This is a genomic window from Nocardia goodfellowii (assembly GCF_017875645.1).
Classification (GTDB): Bacteria; Actinomycetota; Actinomycetes; order Mycobacteriales; family Mycobacteriaceae; genus Nocardia; species Nocardia goodfellowii.
The window spans coordinates 4977471-5001425 of record NZ_JAGGMR010000001.1 but is presented as its reverse complement, the minus strand read 5'-3'; the positions used below and the strand labels follow the sequence as shown (position 1 = coordinate 5001425).

22 protein-coding genes and 1 tRNA gene are annotated in these 23955 nt (G+C 67.6%); 12 read left to right on the top strand and 11 right to left on the bottom strand.

Going from position 1 to position 23955, the window contains the following annotated elements:
- The first annotated feature begins 13 nt into the window (after positions 1–13).
- A complete protein-coding gene (locus BJ987_RS23080; protein WP_209893831.1) occupies positions 14–877 on the top strand; it encodes an NAD(P)-dependent oxidoreductase in 864 nt (287 codons plus the stop codon).
- 131 nt (positions 878–1008) lie between these two features.
- Positions 1009–1096 (top strand) — tRNA-Leu (locus BJ987_RS23075).
- 244 nt (positions 1097–1340) lie between these two features.
- Here BJ987_RS23075 and BJ987_RS37410 read toward each other — a convergent pair.
- From BJ987_RS37410 to BJ987_RS23040, 7 genes are all read right to left on the bottom strand, one after another.
- Positions 1341–1547 (bottom strand): transposase, encoded by a 207-nt coding sequence (locus BJ987_RS37410; RefSeq protein WP_307869726.1) that lies wholly within the window; start codon positions 1545–1547, stop codon positions 1341–1343.
- Between the two features lie 155 nt (positions 1548–1702).
- A complete protein-coding gene (locus tag BJ987_RS23065) occupies positions 1703–2620 on the bottom strand; it encodes an SMP-30/gluconolactonase/LRE family protein (protein ID WP_209893828.1) in 918 nt (305 codons plus the stop codon).
- The gene (locus BJ987_RS23060; protein WP_209893826.1) at positions 2617–4848 is read right to left on the bottom strand and encodes an acyl-CoA dehydrogenase family protein; all 2232 of its coding nucleotides are present in this window, start codon (positions 4846–4848) and stop codon (positions 2617–2619) included. The genes BJ987_RS23065 and BJ987_RS23060 overlap by 4 nt, the downstream gene beginning before the upstream one ends.
- 61 nt (positions 4849–4909) lie before the next feature.
- Positions 4910–5722 carry an enoyl-CoA hydratase/isomerase family protein gene (locus BJ987_RS23055; RefSeq protein ID WP_307869725.1) on the bottom strand — a complete coding sequence of 271 codons (813 nt, stop codon included), beginning with the start codon at positions 5720–5722 and terminating at the stop codon, positions 4910–4912.
- Positions 5719–6732 (bottom strand): TIGR03617 family F420-dependent LLM class oxidoreductase, encoded by a 1014-nt coding sequence (locus BJ987_RS23050; RefSeq protein WP_209893820.1) that lies wholly within the window; start codon positions 6730–6732, stop codon positions 5719–5721. Before BJ987_RS23050 ends, BJ987_RS23055 begins: the two co-directional genes overlap by 4 nt.
- Before the next feature lie 97 nt (positions 6733–6829).
- Entirely contained in the window at positions 6830–7429 is a 600-nt protein-coding gene (locus BJ987_RS23045; RefSeq protein WP_209893816.1) for a TetR/AcrR family transcriptional regulator, read from the bottom strand.
- Positions 7430–7656: 227 nt separating this feature from the next.
- Complete coding sequence (locus BJ987_RS23040; protein WP_209893813.1) at positions 7657–8901, bottom strand: helix-turn-helix domain-containing protein; 1245 nt, start codon at positions 8899–8901, stop codon at positions 7657–7659.
- Positions 8902–9046: 145 nt separating this feature from the next.
- On the opposite strand from BJ987_RS23040, the gene BJ987_RS23035 reads away from it, so the two are divergent.
- From BJ987_RS23035 to BJ987_RS23025, 3 genes are read left to right on the top strand one after another with little or no spacing between them, the layout of a single operon-like run.
- The gene (locus BJ987_RS23035; protein ID WP_209893810.1) at positions 9047–10057 is read left to right on the top strand and encodes a poly(ethylene terephthalate) hydrolase family protein; all 1011 of its coding nucleotides are present in this window, start codon (positions 9047–9049) and stop codon (positions 10055–10057) included.
- A gap of 19 nt (positions 10058–10076) precedes the next feature.
- Positions 10077–12461 carry a beta-glucosidase gene (locus BJ987_RS23030; protein ID WP_209893807.1) on the top strand — a complete coding sequence of 795 codons (2385 nt, stop codon included), beginning with the start codon at positions 10077–10079 and terminating at the stop codon, positions 12459–12461.
- 34 nt (positions 12462–12495) lie between these two features.
- Positions 12496–14094, top strand: coding sequence for an MFS transporter (locus BJ987_RS23025; RefSeq protein ID WP_209893804.1), 1599 nt, complete (start codon positions 12496–12498; stop codon positions 14092–14094).
- A gap of 33 nt (positions 14095–14127) precedes the next feature.
- Here the strand turns inward: BJ987_RS23025 and BJ987_RS23020 are convergent, their stop codons facing one another.
- The gene (locus BJ987_RS23020; protein WP_209893802.1) at positions 14128–14553 is read right to left on the bottom strand and encodes a MerR family transcriptional regulator; all 426 of its coding nucleotides are present in this window, start codon (positions 14551–14553) and stop codon (positions 14128–14130) included.
- 100 nt (positions 14554–14653) lie between these two features.
- Here BJ987_RS23020 and BJ987_RS23015 point away from each other — a divergent pair, with 100 nt between their 5' ends.
- Positions 14654–15601, top strand: a complete 948-nt coding sequence (locus tag BJ987_RS23015) for an MBL fold metallo-hydrolase (protein WP_209893799.1) — start codon at positions 14654–14656, stop codon at positions 15599–15601.
- On the opposite strand, the gene BJ987_RS23010 is transcribed toward BJ987_RS23015, so the two are convergent.
- Positions 15583–17052: an MFS transporter gene (locus tag BJ987_RS23010; protein WP_209893796.1), complete on the bottom strand. Its 1470-nt coding sequence runs from the start codon at positions 17050–17052 to the stop codon at positions 15583–15585. The genes BJ987_RS23015 and BJ987_RS23010 overlap by 19 nt on opposite strands.
- A gap of 72 nt (positions 17053–17124) precedes the next feature.
- Between BJ987_RS23010 and BJ987_RS23005 the strand changes: the two genes are divergently transcribed.
- The 6 genes from BJ987_RS23005 (at position 17125) to BJ987_RS22980 (ending at position 21740) form a co-directional block, all read left to right on the top strand.
- Positions 17125–17433 (top strand): STAS domain-containing protein, encoded by a 309-nt coding sequence (locus tag BJ987_RS23005; protein ID WP_209893793.1) that lies wholly within the window; start codon positions 17125–17127, stop codon positions 17431–17433.
- A 77-nt stretch (positions 17434–17510) separates the two neighbouring features.
- On the top strand, positions 17511–17918 hold the full coding sequence (locus tag BJ987_RS23000; RefSeq protein ID WP_209893790.1) for a DUF4440 domain-containing protein: 408 nt from the start codon (positions 17511–17513) through the stop codon (positions 17916–17918).
- 86 nt (positions 17919–18004) lie between these two features.
- On the top strand, positions 18005–19435 hold the full coding sequence (locus BJ987_RS22995; RefSeq protein ID WP_209893788.1) for a serine hydrolase domain-containing protein: 1431 nt from the start codon (positions 18005–18007) through the stop codon (positions 19433–19435).
- Complete coding sequence (locus tag BJ987_RS37405) at positions 19432–20412, top strand: sensor histidine kinase (RefSeq protein ID WP_209893785.1); 981 nt, start codon at positions 19432–19434, stop codon at positions 20410–20412. The genes BJ987_RS22995 and BJ987_RS37405 overlap by 4 nt, the downstream gene beginning before the upstream one ends.
- Positions 20409–21059, top strand: coding sequence for a response regulator (locus BJ987_RS22985; protein ID WP_209893782.1), 651 nt, complete (start codon positions 20409–20411; stop codon positions 21057–21059). Before BJ987_RS37405 ends, BJ987_RS22985 begins: the two co-directional genes overlap by 4 nt.
- A gap of 210 nt (positions 21060–21269) precedes the next feature.
- Positions 21270–21740 (top strand): hemerythrin domain-containing protein, encoded by a 471-nt coding sequence (locus BJ987_RS22980; protein ID WP_209893779.1) that lies wholly within the window; start codon positions 21270–21272, stop codon positions 21738–21740.
- 103 nt (positions 21741–21843) lie between these two features.
- Here BJ987_RS22980 and BJ987_RS22975 read toward each other — a convergent pair whose 3' ends face one another.
- Together BJ987_RS22975 and BJ987_RS22970 are read right to left on the bottom strand one after the other, a co-directional pair.
- Positions 21844–22566 carry a hypothetical protein gene (locus tag BJ987_RS22975; protein ID WP_209893776.1) on the bottom strand — a complete coding sequence of 241 codons (723 nt, stop codon included), beginning with the start codon at positions 22564–22566 and terminating at the stop codon, positions 21844–21846.
- A gap of 462 nt (positions 22567–23028) precedes the next feature.
- Complete coding sequence (locus BJ987_RS22970) at positions 23029–23799, bottom strand: bestrophin-like domain (RefSeq protein ID WP_209893773.1); 771 nt, start codon at positions 23797–23799, stop codon at positions 23029–23031.
- Between the last annotated feature and the right edge of the window lie 156 nt (positions 23800–23955).

The window sequence follows — 23955 nt, the reverse complement described above, 5'->3', positions numbered from 1 at the left end:
GAGTTGACCCGCAATGGCGGAGCACACCACAGTCACAGTTCTCGGTCTCGGCGCGATGGGCAAGGCGCTGGCCACGGCGTTCCTCAAAGGGGGCCACCCGACCACGGTGTGGAACCGCAGTCCCGGCAAGGACGCCGAGCTCGTCGCGGCCGGTGCCGGCGGTGCGGGTTCGGTGGCCGAGGCGGTCCAGGCGGGTCGAGTGATCGTCGCGGTGCTGCTCGACCACGCATCGGTGCACGAGACGCTCGACCCGATCGTCGGACAGCTCGCCGGACGCCAGCTGATCAACTTGACCAGCACCGCGCCAGAACAAGCCCGAGAACTGGCCCGTTGGGCCGCGGAGCACGGCATCGACTACCTCGACGGCGGCATCATGGCGATCCCGCCGATGATCGGACAGCCGGGCTCGTCGATCCTGTACAGCGGATCGCAGGCGGTGTTCGACGAGAATCGGCCCCTGCTCGAATTGCTCGGCGCCGCCGAGTATTTCGGCGAGGATGCCGGACTTGCCTCGCTGTACGATTTCGCACTGCTGGCGAACATGTACACGATGTTCACCGGGTTCATGCACGGCGCGGCCATGGTCGCCTCGGCGGGTCACTCGGTCGAGGCATTCTCACACCGAGCTGCGGCCTGGCTGACCGCCATGGCGCAAAGCATCCCGGAATACGGCCGCATCATCGAATCCGGCGACTACAGCGCCGAGATCCAGCACCTCGCGTTCCAGAAGGCAGCCGTCGACGGCATCGTGCAAGCGAGCCGGGACGCCGGCGTAGCGCTGGACGTCATCGCGCCGATCAAGAACCTGATCGACCGTCAGGTCGCCGACGGGCACGGCGCGCTGGCCTTCGAGCGAACCTTCGAAGAGCTGCGCTGACACCGCCACGGGGGCCGGAATTCGCTCCGGCTCCCGCACCCGCCAACCACCCGAATCCCCAGCTCAGACCCTGCTCGGCACGGCGATTTGGTCCCAGCCGACACATCCGATAACCTTGCTGAGCACCACCGGTCCGGGTGGCGGAATGGCAGACGCGCTAGCTTGAGGTGCTAGTGCCCTTTATCGGGCGTGGGGGTTCAAGTCCCCCTCCGGACACCATCAGTACGCCCACGGGCGGTTGTGGCTGAACTTCAGCGACAACCGCCCGTGTTGCGTGGTCGAAGGTTGGTTTCAGGCCAAGTTGCCGATAGACCTCGAGCTTGTCGCCGATGTCAGCATTCTCGAGGACGGCTACCAGGCCGCCGAGCGATGCCACCAGTGCGTCAATTTCCTCGGCCAAAGCCTGCAACGTTTTGAGGATAAAAACCCAGTTCCCGGCGCGCTGCCAGCGCCGGAACACCCCTTATATCGTCTGCCACGGCCCGTACTCGACGACCACGTCCCGCCACGGGATGCCGATCCGGGTCCGCCACCGAATCCCGTCGATGAGCTGTCGTTTCGTCCACTTCGGCGGGCGCCCCGCCTTCTTGCCGCGAGGCAGCAACAGCTCCAACCGCGCCCACTGAGCATCGGTCAGATCCGCCCGCCTCGTCACCGCTACGCTGGTCACAAGGTCTCCGGTTTTTCTTGGTCGTTGCACCACCTACCGGAGACCTCCCTCAAATCACCAACCGAAATACCCGGCCCCCAACGACTTTCAAAACACTCCCTAACCTCCAGCACATGGACACCCACAGCGATGCTGTGGTGACTGGAACTGTGTTTCTAGTCCCCCTCCGGACACAAGTCGACACGAATAATGTCGTCCTCCCCCACCTCCAACCATGTCGGCAGACCGGCCACCGACCTCGGCACCAGTCGCAGCAGACTCCCGGTGCCTGCGGCCGTGACGAATACTTCCGGACCTGGAAGAACGCAGATGTTGGTCGGCATGCTGTTCGGTGGGAGCGGGTACTGAGCGAGCAAGGTGCCGTCGGGGGCCAGAACGTCGATGCGGTCGCCGGTGGTGGTCGTGATCCACAGACGACCTGCGGTGTCGACGGCGAATCCGTCGGGGTGTGCCCCGAGCAGCGTGGCCAGTATCCGGCCGGGTTGGAGGGTTCCGGCGCGTAACGGGTACGCGGTGACGTGCGCGTGCACCGTCTCGGTGACGTACAGGGTGCGGCAGTCGGGGCTGAAGCCGATGCCGTTGACGAAGATCGGGCCCTGCGCCATCAATTCGGCTCGACCGGAGTCGAGGTCGATGGCCCAAACCTGGCCGGGTGGGGAGGATTCGGGTCGCCGGAAGTCGACATCGGCGCGGGAATCGGTCACCCACAGCCGGCCATCGGGTCCGAAGACGAGGTCGTTCGGTGATTCCAAGCCCCGATAGGCGTAGTCGGCGTGTCCGTCGCGAATGACTTGTATGCCTGGTGCGGCGCGGCTGCGGGCCGCGAAGCGACCACCGTTCTGTGCGACGTACAGTGCGCCGTCGGCGCCGACGACCAAGCCGTTGGGGCCGCCGCCGAGGTAGTGCTCGGCGGCGACGGTTCCGTCAGGATCCAGGATCATGACGCTGCCCCGGCTCATCGAGGCCAGCGCGATTCGGCCGTCGGGAAGTATCGCCGGACCCTCCACGAATCCGAGACCGCTGGCGATGATCTCCACGCGCAGGGGGCCGATCTCACCGAATTGCCCTGTCATCGAGGCAGACTCAGCACGCGCCGGGCAATGATGTCGAGCTGGATTTCGATGGTGCCGCCACCGAAGAGGATGGCGGGCAGTCCGAGGACGTCGAAGGTGTAGGGCTGCTGGGGGTGGCCGACGGCGGCGCGGGGACCGAGGATCGACACCAGCGCCCGGGAGGCGTCGCGCTGGGCGATGGCGTGCCAGACCTTGCGGACGCTGTTGCTCGAGTTGTTGCCGTCGACGGTACCGTTCATCCTGGTGACGGCATTGCGGAGGTTGAGGGCGGCGACCGAGAGTTCGAGTGCGACGTTGCGCCCGAGCACACGCAGCGCGTCATCGCGGGTGCCGGTGTGGTCCCCGGATTCCAGCAGGCGGCGCACCAGGGTGCTGGAGCCGTGGCCGAAGGTGGTCGAGCCCATGGCGAGTCGTTCATTGGACAAAGTAGTGACCGCGATCCGCCAGCCGTCGCCGGGCTGCGCGACGACCTGATCGTCGGGGACGTAGACCTCGTCGAGGAAGACTTCGTTGAACTCCCAGATTCCGGTGATCTGCCGCAGCGGACGCACCTCGACGCCCGTGGCGTTCATCGGAATCAGAAAATATGTCAGGCCCGCGTGCTTGGGTGCGGTGGCGTCGGTGCGGGCTAGGCATATCGCCCAATCCGCTTCTTGTGCTTGGGAATTCCACACCTTCTGCCCGGTGATCACCCAACCGCCCTCGACTTTACGTGCGGCGGTGGACAATCCGGCGAGGTCGGAACCGGCGCCGGGCTCGGAGAACAGCTGACACCAGATGACCTTGCCGAGCAGGGTGTCCACGACGAACCGCGCGCGCTGCCCGGCGTCGCCGTGTTCGATCAGCGTGGGCAGCACCCAGGCGCCGATACCGAGTTCGGGCTGAGCGAGTGCGCGGCGGGTGAATTCGTCGGCGATCACTGCTTGTTCGGCCGGTCCGGCGCCGAGTCCGTAGGGCCGGGGATAGTGCGGGGCGACCAGACCGTCGGCGGCCAGCCGAGCCCGGCGGGACGCGCCGCGCGCGGGAGCCCAACCGGCGGCGGGTATTTCGTCGTCGGGCAACGCCAGGACCTCGTCCAGAACGGCACCGACGCTGGCACGCAACTCGGGCAGCGTGTCGGCGGTGACGAACGAGAAGTCACGGTCGTCGACCAGGGAGCGCTCCCCTAGCTCACGTGCCGCCGCGTCCGCGCCGCCCGCGGCAGCGACCAGGGCGATCGCGCGCCGCCAGTACAGGTGGGCGTCATGCTCCCAGGTGAAGCCGATCCCGCCGAGCAGGCTGACGCAGTCCACCGCCTGGTCGATGGCGGCGGGCAGCGCGGTCAGCGCGGCGCTCGCGGCAGCGAGGAATCGCTGAGCGGCCGGTTGGGTCTCGGCTCGGGCCGCGTCCCAGGTCGCCGCGCCCGCCACTTCGGCGCGGACCAGCATGAGGGCCGTCTTGTGCTGGACAGCTTGAAAGCTGCCGATCGGCCGGCCGAATTGCTCTCGCACACGGACGTATTCGACAGTGGTGTCCAGGCACCAGCGGCAGATCCCGGTGGCTTCGGCCGCGGCCAGCGTTGTCATCCACAGCGTAGCGACGGCAGGTTCGATGCCGTCGAGTACTCGGTTCTCCTCCACCCGATAGGCATCGAATTCGGCGTGACCGAGTGACCGCGTCAGGTCGACGGCTTCCGCGCTGACCACCTGCAGCGAAGCGGCGGCGTCGGCCGCGCTGACCCAGAACCACAGGCTCGCGCCGGAATCGCCGTCAACGGTGGCACGCACCACGATTCGCCGGGCACCGGGCAGACCGGGCGCCGGATCGGAGATGCCCGACACCACCCATGCGGCGCCCGCTCGGGTGGCCCGCAGGTCGGGTCCGGTGACCACCGCTCCGGACAAGCCCGCGGCGAACGCCGCCAGCAGTGGCTGGGCGTTCGTCGCTGCCATGGCGAGTGCGCTCGCCGTCACTGTCGACAGGTAGGGGCCCGGGAACAGCGCTGTGCTCAACTGCTCGACGACCACCGCGAGTGTGGCCAGGCCACACTCGTCGCCGCCGTAGTCCGCCGGCAAGTGCAGCGCGTGTAATCCCTGCTCGCACAGGGCCGTCCAGAGGTCGGCGGGCATCAAGCCCTCCGCATAGTCGGCGAGGTGTTCGCGGGTCCGCGAGAGCGGAGCGATCTTGTGTGCGAACGCGGCGACCGATTCGGCCAGCGCTCGCTGATCCGCGTCTACGGCTAGGGACATTCCGATACTCCTGGGTCTGAATCAGCAACGATGTTTCGACTGGGCGGCTCGCGGCGGTCGGTCACGCCTGCGGCAGGTCCCGCCAATCGCTCGACAGCCGGGCCGACCACACCGGTTCACGGTGATCGATTCGGGCTCGAATGCCTTCCGCGGCGTCGGGGCTGCCCATGACCCGCAGATGCGATTCGGTTTCGAGGTCGGCGACCCGGGTGGGGTCGTAGCCGTGGATCGCGGTGTCCCACAGCAGTCTTTTGCTCAAGGCCGCGGACATCGGCGCCACATTGACGGCTATGTCCGTGGCTATAGCGAGCGCGGCGGGCAGTACCTCGGCGGCGGGCAGGCAGTGGCGGGCAAGGCCGAGCCGCACCGCTTCGGCACCATCGAAAGTCCGCCCGGACAACAAGATGTCGGCCGCGACCGACATCCCCGCCACCTTCGCCACCGTCCAGTGCGCCATCGCGTCGGGCACGACGCCGAGGCGCACCTGGGGAATCGCATAGCGCGCGTCGGCGGCGACCACACGGATGTCGGCCTGCATCGCCAGGGTCATCCCGATGCCGATCGCGTGCCCGTTCACCGCGGCGATCACCAGCTTGCGCAGCGCGAACGCGGGCGGGTCGACCGGGGACGCGGAAAATGCCGGGCCGCCGGGCTTTTCGAACGTTGCGGCCCCGTCGCCCAGATCCGCGCCCGCGCAGAACGCGGGTGCGGCACCGGTCAGCACGATGACCCGGACCGCGTCATCGGCATCCAGATCGCGATAGGCGCGCCCGAGTGCGCGGCCCATGTCCGCGGTGAAGGCGTTGCGGCGTTCCGGGCGGTTCAACGTCACCACGGCTACTCCGTCGGCGATCTCGATCCGCACGCCGTTCACGCGGCCTGCAATTCGGCGACCAGGTCCCTGACGTGCGTATCGGCTGGGTCGTAGCCCGGGAAGTAGCAACATATTCGGTCGGCGACGGCACCGAAGCGCGTCACGATTTCGGCGGCGCATTCCTCCGGTGTGCCGTAGACGGCCAGCGTCCGGAGCATCCGCTCGTCGATCAGCTCGGTCATCGCTGTCACGCGACCATATTTGGACAGCGCATTCAGTTCGGGTTGCAACTTCCCCCAGCCCTCGACCTCGAGGACCGGGCGATAGGCGGGCGTCGACCCGTAGAAGGCGAGCAAGCGGCGAGCGCCCACAGCGGCCGCTGCCAGTTCGCTGGGCGTGCGGCCCATCGCGACGATCACCTGGGGATAGATCGCCAGCTCCGCGGCGTCGCGACCGGCTCGCGCGAGGCCCTCCTCGATGGCGGGGCGAGTGCGCTCGGCGAAATGCCGGGTGCTGTTGAACGGCATCACCAGCAGACCGTCGGCCACCTCGGCCGCCGTTCTGGTCATGATCGGGCCGAGCGCGCCGAGGCAGATCTGCGGCAGGCCAAAGGGATTGGGTCCGGGGTCGAAGGTCGGCGGCATCAGCGTGTGCCGAGTGAATTCGCCTTCGAAGCGAAGCGGTGTGCCGTTCTGCCAGGAACCGAGGATGGCCCTGATCGCCAGCACCGTCTCCCGCATCCGCGCCGCGGGTCGCGACCACTGGCCGCCGTAGCGCTTGTCGATGTGCGCGCGGGTCTGGGAACCGAGCCCGAGCCGGAACCGGCCGCGGCTCAGCAGGTGCAGATCATAGGCAGCGTGCGCCAGATGCACCGGACTGCGCGGCAGGGCGATGGCGACATTCGTCATCAGGTCGACAGGTTCGGCAGCGGTCGACGCCAGAGTCAGGGGCAAAAAGACGTCGTGTGCACCCTCGAAGGTGAACAGGCCGTCGGCGCCACATGCGATCAATTCGGTTGCGCGCAACACGGCTTGGTCAGGTCGACCGTTCAGCTGGAGGTCGATTTTCATCGTTCCGCCGGAAACTGCGGAAGCACAGTGATCATAATTACATAGTAGCATGTAACGTTATTGCCCGGCGCTCGAATACGCTGGCACTACATCGGACTCAGCCGCGCCCCGAACCGCCCGCGGACACCATCGCGTATAGGGCGTCCGCCAATCGCGATACGAACAGCTCAGCGTCTACACTGCCGCGCGCGAGCGCATGGAATGTCGTTGTCCCCGCGAGGATCTCGAAAACGAGCTCGGCATCGGCGCCCGGCGCGATCCGGCCGTCGTCGACCGCGCCGTCGAGCAACTCGGCGAACGCCTTGCGCACCGGGGCTCCGATCGCCAGCAAACGCCCCCGCGCCTCCTCGGTCTGCGAATCGGCCAGCAGCCCCGGCACCCCGGCGCGCGCGGCGGAACTGTCCGCGCGCGCCAGAAAAATACGCACCCACGTCGCCAAGTCGGCCCGAAGATCACCGGTGGGCTCGGGCAACGCATGCCCGCCCGGCCCGTGAATAGCCTCCTCCAGCAATGCCTGCCGAGTCGGCCAGCGCCGATAGATCGCGGGCGAGTTCACCCCCGCCCGCTTGGCGATCGCCACGATCGTGGTCTGCTGATACCCGACTTCGGCCAGCAACTGCCGGGCGGCGACGAGCACAGCGAGGTCCTTGTCGGCATCGCGCGGCCGACCACGACGCGGCGGCGACTGCGAGGTCATCGTTACATAGTAAGCTGTAACGTTACTCGAACCTGCCGCGAACCAGGCGTGACCTAATACGTCGCTGAGTAGTTCCTCGATCCGCGGTCACATCGACCTCGGCCGGTTAGCCATCCGCAAGGGCGGATGCTCAGCAGCACTGCCGCCGGTATCTCGTTGTAGCGCAACGCCATCCCGCTGCGCTGCCAGCGCGGGACGACCGGCCGAGACCGCCGATCGAGCGGAAATCAGCGGTGCGCGACCAGCTCTCGGATCGCCGAGCGGACCTCGCCGACCGCCGGGACCGCCGCGAACTCGGCCGACTCGTGCCAGAAATCCGACAACCGTGCGGCGGCGCGGCCAGTCGGCCGGCCGCACAGCGACATGGCGAGACCAACCCGTTCGGCGGCGAATTCGGGCTCGCCGAGTATCAACTGCAGGCGGGCCGAGGAGACCGCGGCCACCGCCGGTGTCACGAATTCCTCCGGCAGCGGCGCCGGGTTGTCGCCGAAGGCGCGGCGGGCCAGATCGGGGCGAGTGGCGATGAGATCGCGGTAACTATTGCCCAGTAGCTGCCACTGGCGTCCCGGCCCCGGCCAGTCCCGGCGTGGCCCGAGAATCATGCCGGTGGTGACCGCGATGAGACTGCGGTCGGCGGCGGTATCGCCCACCGCGGATTCGGCGGCCTGGCAACGGCATTCCACCGCGACGACGAGCGCGCGCTGGAACGCGGCGCGGTCGCCGAGAATGGCTCGAACGTAGGCTTCCAGTTCGGCCAAGCCGACCCGGAGCAGCGGCGTCGCGGTCCGGCGCGCCAGATACTGCGCGAGTTGCACCACCTCCAACCCCTCGGCCGGCCCGCCGTTGTCGAGTAGCTGCCAGGTCGATGCGGCGAGAATCGCGGCGGTCAGTGGGGCGTCACCGGCCGCGTGCGCCAGCCGGGCGGCGGCGACCGAGTATCGGCGCGCGGCGGTGATGTCCTCGACATCCCAGCTCATCGCGGCCGCGAGGTCGGCCAGCTCGGCGCCGGCCCGTAGGGCGCGAGCGTTGCGGCTCTCGGCCGAAAGATGTTGTAGACGAGGCAGATTCGCGGTCAGCCAGGCTAGGACCGCGCGGCGCGGGGCAGGTCCGTCTGTCCACTGCCTGGCGCGTGCCCACATCGCGAGCTGCTCGGCGGCCGCCAGCTCGGTCGCGGTGAACCTCGCATCCGCACCACGCGCCTGCACGGCGGGCGGCAACAGCAACGACACCAATTGGCTGGGCAAGTCGTCGGGTTCGCTGACCGCTTCCGCGGTCAGGCGGTCACGTAAGTGGCTCAGTGGTGTCTGCAGCGCCGACTCGTAGGCCGCGACGTGCTCGGCTCGCACTACCCGGACTCCGGTCTCGAGCTGACCCAGATACGGCTTGGAGTAGTTCGTTCGCGCGGCCATGCCCTGCAGGCTGATCCCCGCGGCCGTGCGCGCGGCACGCAGCGCCGAGCCGACCTCGCTCATGCGAGGCCCGCGCCGGTGCGGGTCGAGACGTTCATCGTCTCGAGAATACGTCGCCGCCGCTTCCGGGCGTGCCGGGTCTGCAACTGTCTGCAAGAAGGGTTCGACTGGTCCGGCGCGGCTGTTCGTCTACCTATCGTCCGAAACCGTGAGTAACAGAACTGTCCGGTCCGGGCCGGAGCTGCCCCGGACCACCACGCGCGCCGCACTGGCGTCGATCGCGCTACTGGCATGCACTTCGATCGCGGCGCCGCCCGTAGCGGCGGCACCGCCGTATCAGCCCGCCGCACAGCTCGAAGCCGTCTACTACGCGCCCGGAACCTGGGCGGTGGCCGAACGCACCGGTCTCGACTGCTGCACCTCCACCGGCGACAGCTACGACATCTGGTATCCGGCCGACCTCGGCGCCGGCGGCGTCGCACACCCCATCATCACCTGGGGCAACGGCACCTTGGCTCACCCGCGTGAGTACGCGTACTTGCTGGCGCATCTCGCGTCGTGGGGCTTCGTGGTCATCGCCGCCGACCGGACCGACACCGGCACCGGCGTGCAGATGCTCGACGCCGTCGAGTACCTGACCCGGCAGAACAGCAACCCGGACAGCATCTTCGCCGGCAAGCTCGACACCCGCCCGGCCGGGGCGATGGGCCACTCGCAGGGCGGCCTCGGCGCGATCAACGCACTCGCCCGCGGCGGCGTCGGCACCGCCGTAACGCTGGAAATGCCCATGTCGGCAGCCTGTTCGCCACTACCCGCTGTCGACGGACGCAGCGCCTGCATCGATCCCGGCGCGGTCACCGCTGGTTCGGTGCTGTTGGTCAACGGTTCGGCCGACGGCGTATCCCCCGCGACCCAGCCCCTCCCGGTGGAGCTGATCGGCATGCAGTCGATGCAGGCGTATTACGACGCGCTGCCCGCCGACCTGCCGAAGGCGCGCGCCGCGCTGGTGGGCGCTCAGCACAACGACATTCAAGGTCAGCCGGACTGCACCAATTACAGCTGCACCGAAGGTGTGTACCGCTACCTCGGCTACCTGACCGCCTGGTTCATGGACCGGCTGCGCGGTGATGCGACCGCTCGCCACGTCTTCCGCGCCGACACCGGCGAGCTTCTGCACAACCCGCACTGGTCCGACCAGGCCAGCACCATCGCCCCCTGACCGAAAGGTTGCCTCCTTCATGGAAAACCACCTCGAGGAACTACTCGCCGAGCTCGACTTGGACGGCAAGCTGCGCCTGATTTCCGGAGCGAGTCTGTTCCGGATGGCCGGTGACCCCGCGATCGGGCTGGCCGAGATGCCGGTGTCCGACGGCCCGTCCGGCGTGCGCGGCGAAAATTGGGACGAACGCGATCCGTCGGTCAGCTTGCCCTCGGGCACCGCTGTCGCCGCGACCTGGGACCCGGAATTGCTCACCGAGATCGGCGCGCTGATCGCCGCCGAAGCCCGCCGCAAAGACGTCTACGCGGTCCTCGGGCCCACGATGAACCTGCACCGTTCTCCATTGGGCGGCAGGCACTTCGAGTGTTTCTCCGAAGACCCACTGCTCACCGCCGAGATGGCCGAGTCCTATGTGCGCGCCGTGCAGGCGCACGGGGTCAGCGCGTGCCCGAAGCACTACGTGGCCAATGATTCCGAGACCGACCGCTTCACCGTCGACGTCCGCGTCGACGACCGCGCGTTGCGCGAGCTGTACCTCTACCCGTTCGAACGCACCGTCGCGGCCGGCGCCTGGATGATCATGAATTCCTACAACGCCGTCAACGGCCGCACCATGACCGAGAACCCCCTGCTCGACGAACCGCTCAAGGGCACATGGGGATTCGACGGCGTCGTGGTTTCGGACTGGACCGCGATCCGCACCACCGAGAGCGCGGCCGCGGGCACCGACCTGTGCATGCCCGGCCCGCCCTACCTCTGGGGCGAACCCTTGGCGGCCGCGGTGCGGGCGGGCGAGATCGCCGAGTCCGCCATCGACGACAAGGTTCGCCGCATCCTGCGTTTCGCCCAGCGCGTCGGCGCGCTCGACGGAACCCCGCGGTCCGCACCGGTTTTCAGCGACCAGCAGGCCCAGGACCTGGTCCGCCGGGTCGCCGCGCAGGCGATGGTCCTGGTACGCAACGACGGCGTGCTACCCCTGGCGCCGGACACCACCGTGGCCCTGCTCGGACCTTCGGCCGGCTTGCCTCGTCTCCTCGGCGGCGGCAGCGCGACAGTAATTCCCAGCCACACCAGCACGCCGGTCGAAGGACTGACCGGCCGATTGCCGTTGACCCATACCGCGGGCGTGCACCTGTCCGGGGACCTTATTCCCGTCCCCCTGGCGCTCATGACCGATCCCGAGTCCGGGGCGCCGGGCCTGTCCACCCGGTACCTGACCGGCGACACAGCGCTCGGCACACAGCATCGCACCACGAGCCGGCTCGTCCTGCTCGGTGACCCGCTGGCCGCGCAGTCCAACATCATCGAGTTGCGCACGCGCCTGCGTGCCGACATGGCCGGTGACTGGCAAATCGGTTTCGGCGGCGTCGGCCACATCCGGCTCGACATCGACGGCCAGACCGTGCTCGACGAGAACGTCGCCTTGGATTCCGGCGATCCGGCCGCGGCACTGCTCAATCCACCCCAGCGCCACGTGACCCGAACGCTCACCGACGGCGAGGAAGTCGACCTGCTCCTGGTGACCAGCATCGAGGAGGCGATGCCCGGCCTCGGCATCATCCTCGGCGCGACGCTCGGTATCCGGCGGCCGCAGCGCGACGCCGACGAGGAGTTCACGGCAGCGATCGAACTGGCGCGCGCGGCCGACGTGGCCGTCGTCGTGGTCGGCACCACCGAGCAGATCGAGAGCGAGGGCGTCGACCGCACCTCCCTGCGCCTACCCGGCCGTCAGGACGACCTCGTCGCCGCCGTCTCGGCGGTGAATCCGCGCACGGTCGTGGTGGTGAATTCCGGTGCGCCGGTGGAGATGCCGTGGCGCGACCACGTGGGGGCAGTGCTGCTGTCGTGGTTCCCCGGACAGGAGTTCGGCACGGCACTGGCCGACGTGCTCACCGGCGCCGCCGAACCCGGCGGTCGGCTGCCGACCACCTGGCCGAAGACCGTGGCCGAGGTACCGGTACTGGACACTTCGCCCGTCGACGGCGTCCTCGACTACAGCGAAGGCATCCACATCGGCTACCGCGCGTGGCTGCGGGCGGGCACCGAACCGGCCTACCCGTTCGGCCACGGCCTCGGCTACACGACCTGGTCGACCGAGGACCTCGTCGTCGAAGGGCGCACCGTCTCGATCACGGTCACCAACACCGGAGAGCGCGTCGGCAAACAGGTCGTTCAGGTCTATCTCTCGCGCCCGGACAGTGCCGTCGATCGACCGGTCCGCTGGCTGGCCGGCTTCACCGCCGTCACCCTGGCGCCCGGAGATGCCCGGACTGTCCCGATTACCTTGCCGGAGCGCGCTTTCCAGCATTGGACGACCGCGGGGTGGGAGACCGAACCCGGCGCGTTCACCGTACAGGTCGGAACCTCGGTCACCGACCTCCCGCACACGGCCGTCATCTACTGACCCCTCAGCTCGACCCGAACAACGGAGTGTGGCCATGTCCACCGACAGCATTCAACTCGACAGCGACACCGGTCGCCTCGATAGCGCCTCGCGCGCAAGGACTTTCACGGTGTTGGCGGTGATCGTCCTGTTCTCCGAGATCGCCCCGATCCAGTACACGGTCGTAGCGGCGGCGCTACAGAAAATCGCGCCGAGCTTTCCCGGCGTCGGGGCGAACATCAACTGGGCCATCATCGTTTTCGGGTTGATCGGCGCGGCCGCGTCTCCGTTGATCGGCAAGATGAGTGACGTATGGGGCAAGAAGCGGATGTTCCTCATCTGCGGTGCCCTATTCGTCATCGGCTGTGTGCTCGACGCGACCACCTCGAACTGGGCCGTCTTTCTGTTCGGCCGCTGCTTGCAGGCCACCGCCATCGCGACCGCGGTGATCGCCTACGGTCTTATCCGAGACCTGATGCCGCGCAACATGGTTCCGCTCGCGCTGGGCCTCACAGCGACCGGTTTCGGCGTCGCCTCCATCGCGGGCCCGATCCTGGGCGGTTACCTGGTCGACAACTACAGCTGGCGGGCCATCTTCTGGGTACTCGCCGCGTTCAGCCTGGTAATGCTGCCGCTGGTGTGGTGGATCGTGCCCGAATCCAAGCTGCGGGTGCCCGAGCGCATCGACATCGTCGGCGCCGCGCTGCTGTCCGGTGGCGCCGCACTCACCCTGATCTACGTGGACAAGGGCCACGACTGGGGATGGGCGCGGCCGACCACCCTCGCCTGGTTGATCGCCGGCATCGCACTGCTCGTCCTGTTCGTCGTCGTCGAAAAGCGCGTTTCGACCCCGGTCATGGACATGAGGCTACTGTTCCACCCGCGCGTCTCGCTGGTACTCGCCGGCGCCCTCTTCGCGTCCCTGCAGATCGGCATCGTCTCCTACGCCATCGCCTACATGGCCCAAACGCCGCCCGAGGCAACGGTTGTCGCCGGCGTGCGGCAGGGCACGCTGGCCGAGATCCAGGCGAAGACGGGTCAACTGCTGCCGCCCGAAGCGGTACAGGTCAGCCTCGACCCCGGCTATACCTACGGCAGCGGATACACCCTGCTCGAGTTCGCTTTCCGGATCGCACTGCTCGGCTCGGTGATCACGATGATCTTCGGCGCGGTGGCTGGCCTGCTGGCCAAACGGATCGGCGCCCGCCTGCCGCTGATCGCCGCCCTGTTCATCTTCGCGGGCGCGGGCATCGCGTTCGCGGTACTCCCGCTGACCACCACCAACTTCCTGATCGTGAACTCCGTCTTCAGCATCGGATTCGGCATGTACTACGCCTGCATGCCGATCCTGCTGGTCGAGGCGGTTCCGCCGGAGCAACAGGGCATCAGCCTCGGCATGCTCGGCGTCATGCAGTCGATGGGTGTCGCGATCGGACTCGCGGTGATCACCGCGTTCCTGCACAACAACAGCATGAACCTCCTGGTGAGCGTTGGCGGGCAAGCACAACCGGCCACCCCGCTACCCGGCCTGTTCGGTGATCCCGGCTACCAGCTGGGTTTCTGGGTCTGCGCGGCCGCCTCCATTCTGGCGCTCGCGCTCGCGCTGGTGATGAAGCACGGCCGCACCCCGGCCACCGGCGGCGCCACGCACTGACATCCGAGCGGGCAAGCTCTCGGCGCGCGGCCCCTACTCGACGCCCACAACCGACCCCGGGCGCGCCGGCCCGCGATCCCGGGCGGTGAACGCAGCGCACTCCGGGCAATCCGAAATCACCCGGTGCCGGCAGGCACTGAGATGGGCCAAGAAACGATCGGTCGCGCGCAGCAGAGCGATGTGCTCGCGTACCTGGGCGCGTTTGGTCTCGATGAGGGCCAGCCGGTCGGGGCGGGCACCGACCGCGAGTTGGCGGATCTGCTCCAGCGAGAGTCCGGCGCGCTGCAGGACTCGGATCATTCTCGCCTGGGCGATCGTTTGCTCGTCGTAGGCGCGATGCCCGGACGGACTGCGGCGTGGGACGAGCAGGCCGACCGTCTCCCAGTGCCGGAGTACGTGGGCTTCGATACCGAGGATCGCCGCGGCATCACCGATCCGCATGTCTTCCATCGTGCTCATTTTTGCCTCTTTACTTCAGGTCGACCTTAAGTATTACCGTTCCTGCGATCGCGGCGGCAGGCAAGGTCGCCCGGCACGATGCAGGAACGGAAGTGTGGTCATGCCTGATCTGGTGCGCGCGCCGAGTGTCTTCGAATGCTGCTCCGCGGCAATGGGTCTCGTGCGCGGAATGGTGCGCCCGAAGCGTCCGGACGAGCGCTTCCGGCGTGCACTGGTCGATGCTGGACTGCCGACGCCGCGGCGCACTGTGCGGGTGACCGCGCTGCCGCAGGTGACGCGGTCGGTGCCGACGGCCATGATCGTGGAGGGCACCTTCACGCCGCGGCGCGTGTTGAACGCGCTGACCACTTTCGTCATCGAACACCCGGATGCGACGTTCCTCGTCGACCCGAGCGTGTGCCGTGACGCCGGGACGCGGGCCATCGCCCAGTTGCCGGGCGTGCTGCGGCCCGTGGTGACTCCGCCCGCCGAGACCCTCCCCACTGTGACGGCGCTGGCGCGGGTTCCGCATCTGCCCGCCCCGGACTTCGCCCTGCCGACCCACGCGCACTGGGATCACGTGTGTGGGCTGCTGGACCTGCCGGGCCTACCGGTCCATATGCACAGCATCGAGCACCGCTGGGTCACAACCGGGGAGATCGCGCCGGCGGGCGGGGTTCGCGATTCGCTTCTCGATCGCCCCATCGTCCAGTACGACCTCGACGGTCCGCCGGTGCTCACCTTCACCCGCAGCCATGATCTGTTCGGTGACGGCAGCGTGGTGCTGGTGGATCTGCCCGGCCACACACCGGGCAGCGTCGGGGTGCTCGCGCACACCGAGCGCGGTTGGGTGCTGCTGGCCGGTGACGCGGCCTGGCATACCGAGCAGATCACCAGGATTCGCCAGAAGTCCAGTTTCCCAGGCAATTTCGTGGACAACGATCGCGAGGAGGCCTTCCGGACGCTGCACCGGCTGCACCTCGCACAGCATTTCGCCACCGTCGTCCCCACGCACGACCACACGGCGTCACGCCCGCTGGCATCGGTGTCTCACACGCTCGCGGAGTGATCGACCTCCGCCGTCTCCCGCGTCACACGTTCGGCGCGACGCACCACCGTCACCGCGGTGACGACCGCGACCAGACTGAATCCCGCCGCGACGAGAGAGCCACGCCGGAATCCCTCGGTCAGGGCCTCCGCGTGCGGTGTGGCGGCGGAGCGGGTGGTCGCGATCGCCACCGCCGCGACGATCGCGACACCCAGCGCACCACCGACCTCCCGGGCGGTCTCGATCATCCCGCCGACCAGGCCGCTGACCTGTTCGGGGATGTCGATGAACGCCGCGATCTGAACGGCGACCAGGGAGAGGCCGACGCCGATCCCGACGGCCAAGAAGCCAGGGAACAGGTCCGGCCAGTACTGGGCATGGATCGGCATCCGCGCGAGCCAGATCAGGCCGGCCGCCGCACTGCTCTGCGCGATCACCAAGGTCCAGCCGGCTCCCAGGCGCGATACGACGGCCGGGGCGATCGCGGCGGCCGCGACGACAGCGGTCGCGGCGATCGCGAGATAGGCGACACCGGTGCGCAACGCCGAGTAGCCCAGCACCTGCTGCATCAAGAGCGAGGCCTGGAAGATGGTGGCGAAGAAGGCCGCGTAGACCAGTGCGGCAACGAGATTCGCGGCGTTCAAGGTCGGTCGCCGGAACATCGCGAGCGGCAGCAAGGGCGCGGTGGCGCGTGACTCGATGACGGCGAACGCGGCCAGTGCGGCGAACCCACCGATCAGGAATCCGAGCGTCGTCGCCGAGGTCCACCCGTATTCGACGCTCCGGTTGATCGCGTAGACGATGGCGGTCAAGCCGGCGGTCACGGCCAGCGCACCGGCGGCATCGAACGGTCCACGATGGATGTCCCGGTCGGCGGGCACGTATTTCGCGATCAGGACCAGCATTCCGGCGACGATCGGGACATTGATGAAGAAGATCCACTGCCAGCCCGGTCCGGCCGTCAACGCACCACTGACCACGACACCGAATGACGCGGCACTGCCACCGGCAGCACCGAACAGGCCCAGGGCCTTGTTGCGCGCGGCGCCCTGCGGGAAGGTCGCGACGAGTACGGCCAGCGCGGCCGGGGCGGCGAGCGCCGCTCCGACGCCCTGCACCGCCCGGGACGCGACCAGTTGAGCGAACGACTGCGCGAGACCGGCCGTGAGCGAGGCGGTGGCGAACAAGGTCAAGCCCAGCAACAACATACGCCGCCGCCCCAGCAGGTCACCGGCGCGGCCACCGAGCAGGAGCAGACCACCGAGCAGCAGCACATAGGTGATGACAACCCATTGCAGATCACCGGCGGCCAGGCCGAGGTCAGCCTGGATGGCGGGCAGGGCGACGTTCACGATCGCGATATCGAGGGTGATGATGAATTGGGCTCCGCACATCAGGGCGAGAATCGCCCCCGCACGCACAGCGGCCGGTAACCGGGAAGCTCGGGGCGGGGAGAAAGTTTCGTTGGACATGCCACCCATAACCCGAGGGATCCCGGAAACTCGTCGCGACGAGTTTCCGGACGCGCGGCGGTCATATCAGGTGTGACAGCCGACGAATTCGGCCCGCGAGCGATCACCCTCGCCGGCGTAGCGGACACCGAGACGACCGAGGTTTGGTGCGCGCAGGTCCAAGCGATACTGCGCAGCGGGCACGATTCGGTGCGGTGCGACGTCCGTGGGTTATCGGGTTGCGCCGCCGCGGTCCTCGCCGCGCTCGCGCGAATCCGGTTGACCGCCAAGCGGTCCGGTGGCGCGGTACAGATCCTGGGTGCCGATGACCAGCTGCGGGCCGTGCTCGACCTGGCCGGGTTGGCGGACCTGTTGCCCTGTGCCGAGCAGGAATCACCTTGATGGGCAGAGTATTCGGACGAAAATGTCCGGGCCATGCGACTTGACCTCAATGTTGGTTGAGCTTCTACGGTGGGCTCATGGAAATACGTCCCGCACTGCATGATCCGACTCGCCAAGCCGTCGCCGACACCGAGGCGACCGCCTTGGCGGCGCAACTACAGAAGGGCCTCGACTCACGCAGCGCCGACGTTTACGACAGCTGGTTCGCCGCGGATATCCTGTGGGGCAGCCCCAAAGGCGCGACGCTGACCGGCTACGAGCAGCTGAACGCCATCCATCACGGGCTTGTGGAAGCCAATGTGGCACCAGCGTCCCGGTTCGAGGTGGTCGCCGCGCAGTCGCCCGCACCCGATGTCATCGTCGCCCAGATTCGCCGGCGGGCCCTCGACTCCGGGGGCTTCTCCGAGATGGCGATGTATGTCCTCGTCCGGCGTGCGGGTCAATGGTGGCTGGCGGCAGCGCAGAACACCCCCATCACGACCTGAGGGGGACCGCCCTATAACTTTCGTCGGGGGTAGATCCGGTCGTTCGGCAGATTTCTTCGCATGGGCGGATCTCTAACGTCGACGGCATGCTCAGATTGCTCTCCGTCATCATCGTCGCAGTCGGCATCGGTGTGGCTGTTTCGCCGGTGTCGCAGGCGGCACCGCCCGGCCAGTTGGCCCCGGCCGTCATCGACGATTATCTGGAAGCGGCCCTCGAAAGTACCGGTTTGCCCGGACTGTCAGCCGTTGTGACGCAGGGCGATCGGGTTGTGCATGCCGCCGGCTACGGCCACGACTCCGGCGGCAGACCGGTCAGCGCCGACACTCCGATGCGCGTCGCGTCGCTCAGCAAATCGTTCACCGCGGCGGCGGTCATGATCCTGGTGGAAGAGGGCCGCATCGGATTGGACCGCACAGTCTCCGAGCAGCTACCCGGGTTCATTACGGCCGATCAGCGCGCGGCCGAGGTCACGGTGCGGCAGTTGCTGAACCAGACATCGGGTCTCACGGACTTGACCGTCGATATCAACCGGGTACAGGAGGCGAAGTCCCTCGCGGAGTATGTATCGCGCCTGGATACGGCCACGCTGGCAACCGACCCCGGTACCCGCTTCAAATACTGCAACGTCAACTACAACCTCGCGGCGCGCCTCGTCGAGGTCAGCAGCGGTCTGAGCTTCGGCGATTTCCTCGCCCAGCGAGTCTTCGGGCCACTGGGTATGCGGCACAGCGCGGTGAGCACCCAGAAGATTTCGCCCGCAGCGGGATACAACTCCCTGTTCGGAGCTTGGATCGCACGCCCGGAGCTGTCCGGCTTCCTCGACAACAGCGGTAGCGGCGGCGTCATCACCACCGCTGCTGACCTGGGCAAGTGGCTGATCGCCCAGAACGGCCGCGGGCCGCGACTGCTGAGCCAGGCGGCCCTGGACACGATGCACACGTCGTCTCCCGTCGATGAGTACGCGATGGGCTGGGCACCCGAGGGCACGGATTCCACCCTGCTGGCGCACAGCGGAAACTTGTTCACCTACACGGCTTTTCAGGCTATCGATCCCGCGACGGGGTACGGGTACGCGGTGCTGGCCAACAGCTCCGCGCTGCACGACGACACCTACGACATCGTCAACGGTCTCATCGCCCTCAGCCAGGGCCGCACACCTGCCGACGTCGGTGGCGGACGGCAGCGGTTCGAGCTGATCCTAGGATCGATCGCCTTGGGCGCGGTGGGCCTGGCAATTCTCGGCGCGCTGCGGTCGAGGCGCTGGGCGCAGCGCTGCGCACAACGTTCGTGGTGGCGGATCGCTCTTCGGCTGGCACCGCTGGTGCTGCCGATCTTCCTGTTCGCCGCCTATCCGCTTCTCGTCTCGGTGATCAGCGGCGGACGCACAGTTACCTGGTCTCAGCTCACCTATTTCGCCGCGCCGCTCACCATTACCCTGCTCGTTACCGCCGCTGCGGGCGCCTCGACGGTGATATTTCGGGCGGTCCGGTTGCGCTCGGTAAGGTCGACCAGGTGAAGAACAGCGCACTTCTCGCAATCACCGCGGCGGGCGGCGTGCTCAACGGACTTGCCATGGAAGGGCTTCCGCTGTGGCGGCAGATGCTGTTCGCGGCGCTCGCGATCGCCGCCTATCTACAGGGCCGGCGGCTGGAGGCGCGCCGAGGCGGGGAGGTACTCCTGGTGGCCACGGGGGCGGCGGCGTTGATCGCGGTGGTCGACATCTCGGAGGCAATCGGCGCCGTGATGATGCTCGCCTTGTTCGTGCTGCTGCCCTGGCTGGCCGGACGATTCCGTAGGCAGCAGTCCGAACTGATCGCGACCAGCCGCGAACGAATCGCCCAACTGGAACAAACCCAGGAACTGGTCGCGGAAAGCGCCCGACTACGCGAACGCGCCCGCATCGCCACCGACATGCACGACTCCCTCGGCCACGAACTCGCCCTCATCGCGCTGCAGGCCGGCGCCCTCGAGCTGAACACCGAGCTGAACGAGCCGAGCCGCCGCTCCGCGAGCCATCTGCGGGCATCGGCAGTCGCCGCCACCGACGAACTCCGGCGGACCATCGGAATGCTCCGGGCCGGAACGACAACGCCCGTGGAACCACCGAACCTATCCGTCGAAACACTTGTCGACCGCGCCCGCGTCGCCGGTATGACAGTGCAGCTGCACAGTGATGAACTCCCCACTCCCCTACCGCCCCTGGTGGTTTCGGCACTGCGGCGGATCGTGCAGGAGACGCTGACCAACGCCGCTCGGCACGCGCCGGGCACTCCGGTGCACATCCGAATCGCCCATCAGGGTGCTGAGCTCACGGTCATGGCGACCAACCCGGCTCCGCACCCATCCCCCGCTGGCACCGGCAGCGGTTTGGCCGGTCTCACCGAGCGAGTCCAACTCCTCGGTGGGACACTGCAGACGCAGCACGTGCGCGGCGAGTTCACCCTCACCGCCCGCATACCGTTGTCGGCCCAAATCCCATCGGCGGCACAGTGATCCGCGTACTGCTCGCCGACGACGAGGCCATGATCCGGGCAGGCGTCCGGGCAATCCTGGACAGCGACCCCGGCATCGAAGTGGTCGCGGAAGCCGCCGACGGGCACGAAGCCATCGAATCGGCGCAGGCGCACCACCCCGACGTCGTCCTGCTCGACATCAGAATGCCCCGGCTGGACGGGCTGGCCGCGGCCGCCGAACTGCGCCGCACCTACCCCGACATCGCGGTCGTCATCCTGACCACCTTCGACGAGGGCGACTACGTCGCGCGAGCGCTCAGCGCCGGTGTCAAAGGATTTCTCCTCAAAGCCGCCGACCCCCGCGAACTATTGATGGGAGTCCACGCCGCGGCCAACGGTGCGGCCTTCCTGTCCCCGCGCATCGCCCACCGAGTCATGACCGAACTCAGCGGCAACACCCTCGAGCGCCGGCACGTTGCTCGCGACACAGTGGCGACCCTGACCGCCCGCGAACGCGACGTCCTCACCCTCCTCGGAAAAGGCCTGACGAACCACGACATCGCCCGTCGGCTCAATATCGCGGAAGGGACGGTCAAAGCCCACGTCAGCGCGATCCTGAATCGCATCGGCGCCGAGAACCGCGTGCAAGCCGCCATTCTCGCCCACGAGGCGCGACTCGTCGAATGAGACTCGACTCGCGGTTGCCCTCGGCGATCGGGGCCTGCTAAATCTGAGGGGTGCCTCGGATGTCACCGCCGAACGGACGGTGGTGGGTGATGAGGCGCCGTATCGAGGAGGCTGCCATGGGTCCGTATTCCCGGCTCGTCTGATCCGAGCCCCCGCGCCCGGTCGGGTCGCGGTCATGCATCCCACTCCCTCTCGATAGCTAGGATTTCCATGTCTTCTGACGAGCGCGCGCGGGCGCTGAGCCGCGAACTGGTCGAAGTCCACAACCGGCTGCGCGACGAATTGCGCCGCGTGACCGATGAACTCGACAACTACACCGGTTCCCGTCCCGTCGATCTTCGCGCCCATTGCCTCGCCTTCTGCACCGCTCTGACTCGTCACCACACCAGTGAAGACGACATCGCGTTTCCCGCTCTGGCGCAACGCTTTCCGGAACTCGCACCCGTCCTCCAAGGACTGAGCGACGACCATCGCTTGGTCGCCGACATCCTCCAGCGTCTCCGTGAACTCCTCGCCGACGTCGGCACCGGAAACCTCCCCCGCATCAAGGGCGAAATCGCAGGCCTGACAGCGATTCTCGAATCCCACTTTCGATGGGAGGAACGACGCATCGTGACGGCCTTCGACCAACTGCCCATCGGTGAGCACAGCAACTCCGAACTCTTCGGAGTTTCCGCGTAGACCGCGTCGGGACGCTCCGCAGCCCGGCATGGCGTTGGCTACTGCCAGCTGTGCGGCAGAAGGCACAGCGCAGTCGCGTGACCGTGCGGAAGGCCCTGCACTGTCATCGACCGTGCTTGCGCCGCACGGCTGCGACGCTGCGAACCGCACTGAGGATCGCGATCACCAGAATCGTCATCAGTTGCAGGAGGTTCAAGGCCACCGGGTCGGTTGTCGGTGGGGCCGCGGCCAGCGGTGTGCCCATCACCTTTGGCGCGGCAGGCGTTTCAGGCACATCGATCAGGGGTGCCGGTGGACTCGCGATGATCGGCGCGGGGCCGGCGGTTGCGTCCGGCGCGGGACTGGCGGGGAGGGCTGGGGCGGGTGGTTCGAGATCGAGCGGGATTCCCGGTGCGGGTGGCGCGCCGTCGAGCGGCCACAACAGGCAGATCAGTGCACTGCCGGTGACGGCACTACCGACGGCGGCGGATCCCACAGCGGCGCTGCCGGTTCCGGAACCACTGGACCCGACACCGATCAATCCGTAGCCTGGGCCGCTCCCGGTCGCGCTGCCGAGCAAGATCAGCGCACTGCCGACAGCGAAGCCACCAGCGCATGCGGACCGGACGCTGCCGGAGTCGGCTTGCGGCAGCCCGCCCGGCTCCTCCGCGACGACAGTCGGCTCATTGTGGATGATCTCCATGCCGTCGTCCGCCGACATCGGCGCGTCCGGAATCGCCGCGGCGGGATAGTCGCCGTCCGCAACCCCCGGTGCGGGAAAACCATTGGCCGCGCTTCCCGTGCCGAGCCGCATATCCAGGGCACGAGAGCCGTCATCCGCAACCACGGGTGCGGGAAAACCGTTCGCGACGCTTCCCGTGCCGAGCCCCACGTCCGGGGCACGAGAGCCATCATCCGAAACCACCGGTGCAGGAAAACCATCGGCCGCGCTCCCCGTGCCCACCCGCACATCCGGGGCACGAGACCCATCATTCGCGCCCATTGGTGCGGGATAGCCATTGGCCCCACTTCCCGCGCCGAGTTGTACACCGGCCGCAGGCGGCTCCAACTCCATCGCACTCCCCTCCAGCCCGCTTCCACTCGCGGAGCCCGAAGGATCGGCCGACCCCGGTTCCGTACTGCCAGTGAAAACTTCCCCGACCGGCAACCACGGCGGCAGCGGGTCCGCACCCGCGACGCCAGGCCGGGCAAGCAACACCACGGTGAGCGGCATCGCCGCGAGAGTCAGTCTTCGAATGTGCGCCATGTGCGAACGTCCCATCGTGGTCGCTGTCCGGCCCGATCGCCGCTAGCTGATGCGCTGATAGCGGGAAAGTGCTATCTCGAAGGCATCTTTCGAGACGATGTTCGCCCCGGAGAACGGCCGATCGAGGCCGTAGATCGCGACGATCGCCGCACCGACCACGAGACCGAGCAACGCTGTCATCGCCAGGCTGCGCTTGGTGACCATGACGCCGGACAGCACAGCGCTGCACAACAGCAGAATCGCGGTGAACCACAGCGCGGTGTAAAGGAATCCGGGCATGCTGAGATTCGCGTCCAGCGCCCGATCGTGGCGCGCCTGAGCGACCGCGTCGAGGCCGGCCAGCGCCTTTTCTTGTAGATCGGCGCTGTCGGGATCCTGGGCCGGCATCGCGGTGACGGTGTCGCGCAGGGCATCGAAGGTGCGCTGGGTCGAATCGCTCAGCGCGCGTTCCTCATTCATTACCGCCCATTCCTCGCCGATGACCTGCTCGGTGTACTCGCGTACGAGGCTTTGGACGCGGTCGTGTTCGGGCTCGGGCATATCGTGGGCGGCCCAGTAGACGTCGATCAGCGCCTTGGATTCGGCGACCGTGTGATTGTGCGCGTTGTCGTACTGCTGCCAGCAGATCACCACGACGAACGCGGCCACGGCCAGGAAAAGCGTGTTGATCAGCTCGACCACCATGGTGCCGGACGCATCGTCCGGATGGACCCACGATTTCGGGCGTAAACGGTCCCCTACTACGAAGATTATGACCGCCACGACCGCGAGCGCGACGGGTGCGAGGTATTGCCGGATCAGTTCGACCACCATGGCGCATGCCCTTTGCTTCGAAACGGCTACCAGAAGATTTACAGCGGAATATTCGAATCAGATACAGCTCAGTGCATTTCACGCGCTGTCTGATGATATTCCGCGAAAACCGTTGCGGTAGCGAATCTTCGAAGATTGATCATTGTCATCCGGATG

Excerpts from the sequence above, each read along its gene's own strand:
- BJ987_RS23015 (WP_209893799.1), top strand. The coding sequence starts at position 14,654 with ATGCCTGATCTGGTGCGCGCGCCGAGTGTCTTCGAATGCTGCTCCGCG.
- BJ987_RS23080 (WP_209893831.1), top strand. The coding sequence starts at position 14 with ATGGCGGAGCACACCACAGTCACAGTTCTCGGTCTCGGCGCGATGGGC.
- BJ987_RS22980 (WP_209893779.1), top strand. The coding sequence starts at position 21,270 with ATGTCTTCTGACGAGCGCGCGCGGGCGCTGAGCCGCGAACTGGTCGAA.
- BJ987_RS23020 (WP_209893802.1), bottom strand. The coding sequence starts at position 14,553 with ATGAGCACGATGGAAGACATGCGGATCGGTGATGCCGCGGCGATCCTC.
- BJ987_RS23030 (WP_209893807.1), top strand. The coding sequence starts at position 10,077 with ATGGAAAACCACCTCGAGGAACTACTCGCCGAGCTCGACTTGGACGGC.
- BJ987_RS23065 (WP_209893828.1), bottom strand. The coding sequence starts at position 2,620 with ATGACAGGGCAATTCGGTGAGATCGGCCCCCTGCGCGTGGAGATCATC.
- BJ987_RS23000 (WP_209893790.1), top strand. The coding sequence starts at position 17,511 with ATGGAAATACGTCCCGCACTGCATGATCCGACTCGCCAAGCCGTCGCC.
- BJ987_RS23060 (WP_209893826.1), bottom strand. The coding sequence starts at position 4,848 with ATGTCCCTAGCCGTAGACGCGGATCAGCGAGCGCTGGCCGAATCGGTC.
- BJ987_RS22970 (WP_209893773.1), bottom strand. The coding sequence starts at position 23,799 with ATGGTGGTCGAACTGATCCGGCAATACCTCGCACCCGTCGCGCTCGCG.
- BJ987_RS23050 (WP_209893820.1), bottom strand. The coding sequence starts at position 6,732 with ATGAAAATCGACCTCCAGCTGAACGGTCGACCTGACCAAGCCGTGTTG.
- BJ987_RS23025 (WP_209893804.1), top strand. The coding sequence starts at position 12,496 with ATGTCCACCGACAGCATTCAACTCGACAGCGACACCGGTCGCCTCGAT.
- BJ987_RS23040 (WP_209893813.1), bottom strand. The coding sequence starts at position 8,901 with ATGAGCGAGGTCGGCTCGGCGCTGCGTGCCGCGCGCACGGCCGCGGGG.
- BJ987_RS22995 (WP_209893788.1), top strand. The coding sequence starts at position 18,005 with ATGCTCAGATTGCTCTCCGTCATCATCGTCGCAGTCGGCATCGGTGTG.
- BJ987_RS23045 (WP_209893816.1), bottom strand. The coding sequence starts at position 7,429 with ATGACCTCGCAGTCGCCGCCGCGTCGTGGTCGGCCGCGCGATGCCGAC.
- BJ987_RS23010 (WP_209893796.1), bottom strand. The coding sequence starts at position 17,052 with ATGTCCAACGAAACTTTCTCCCCGCCCCGAGCTTCCCGGTTACCGGCC.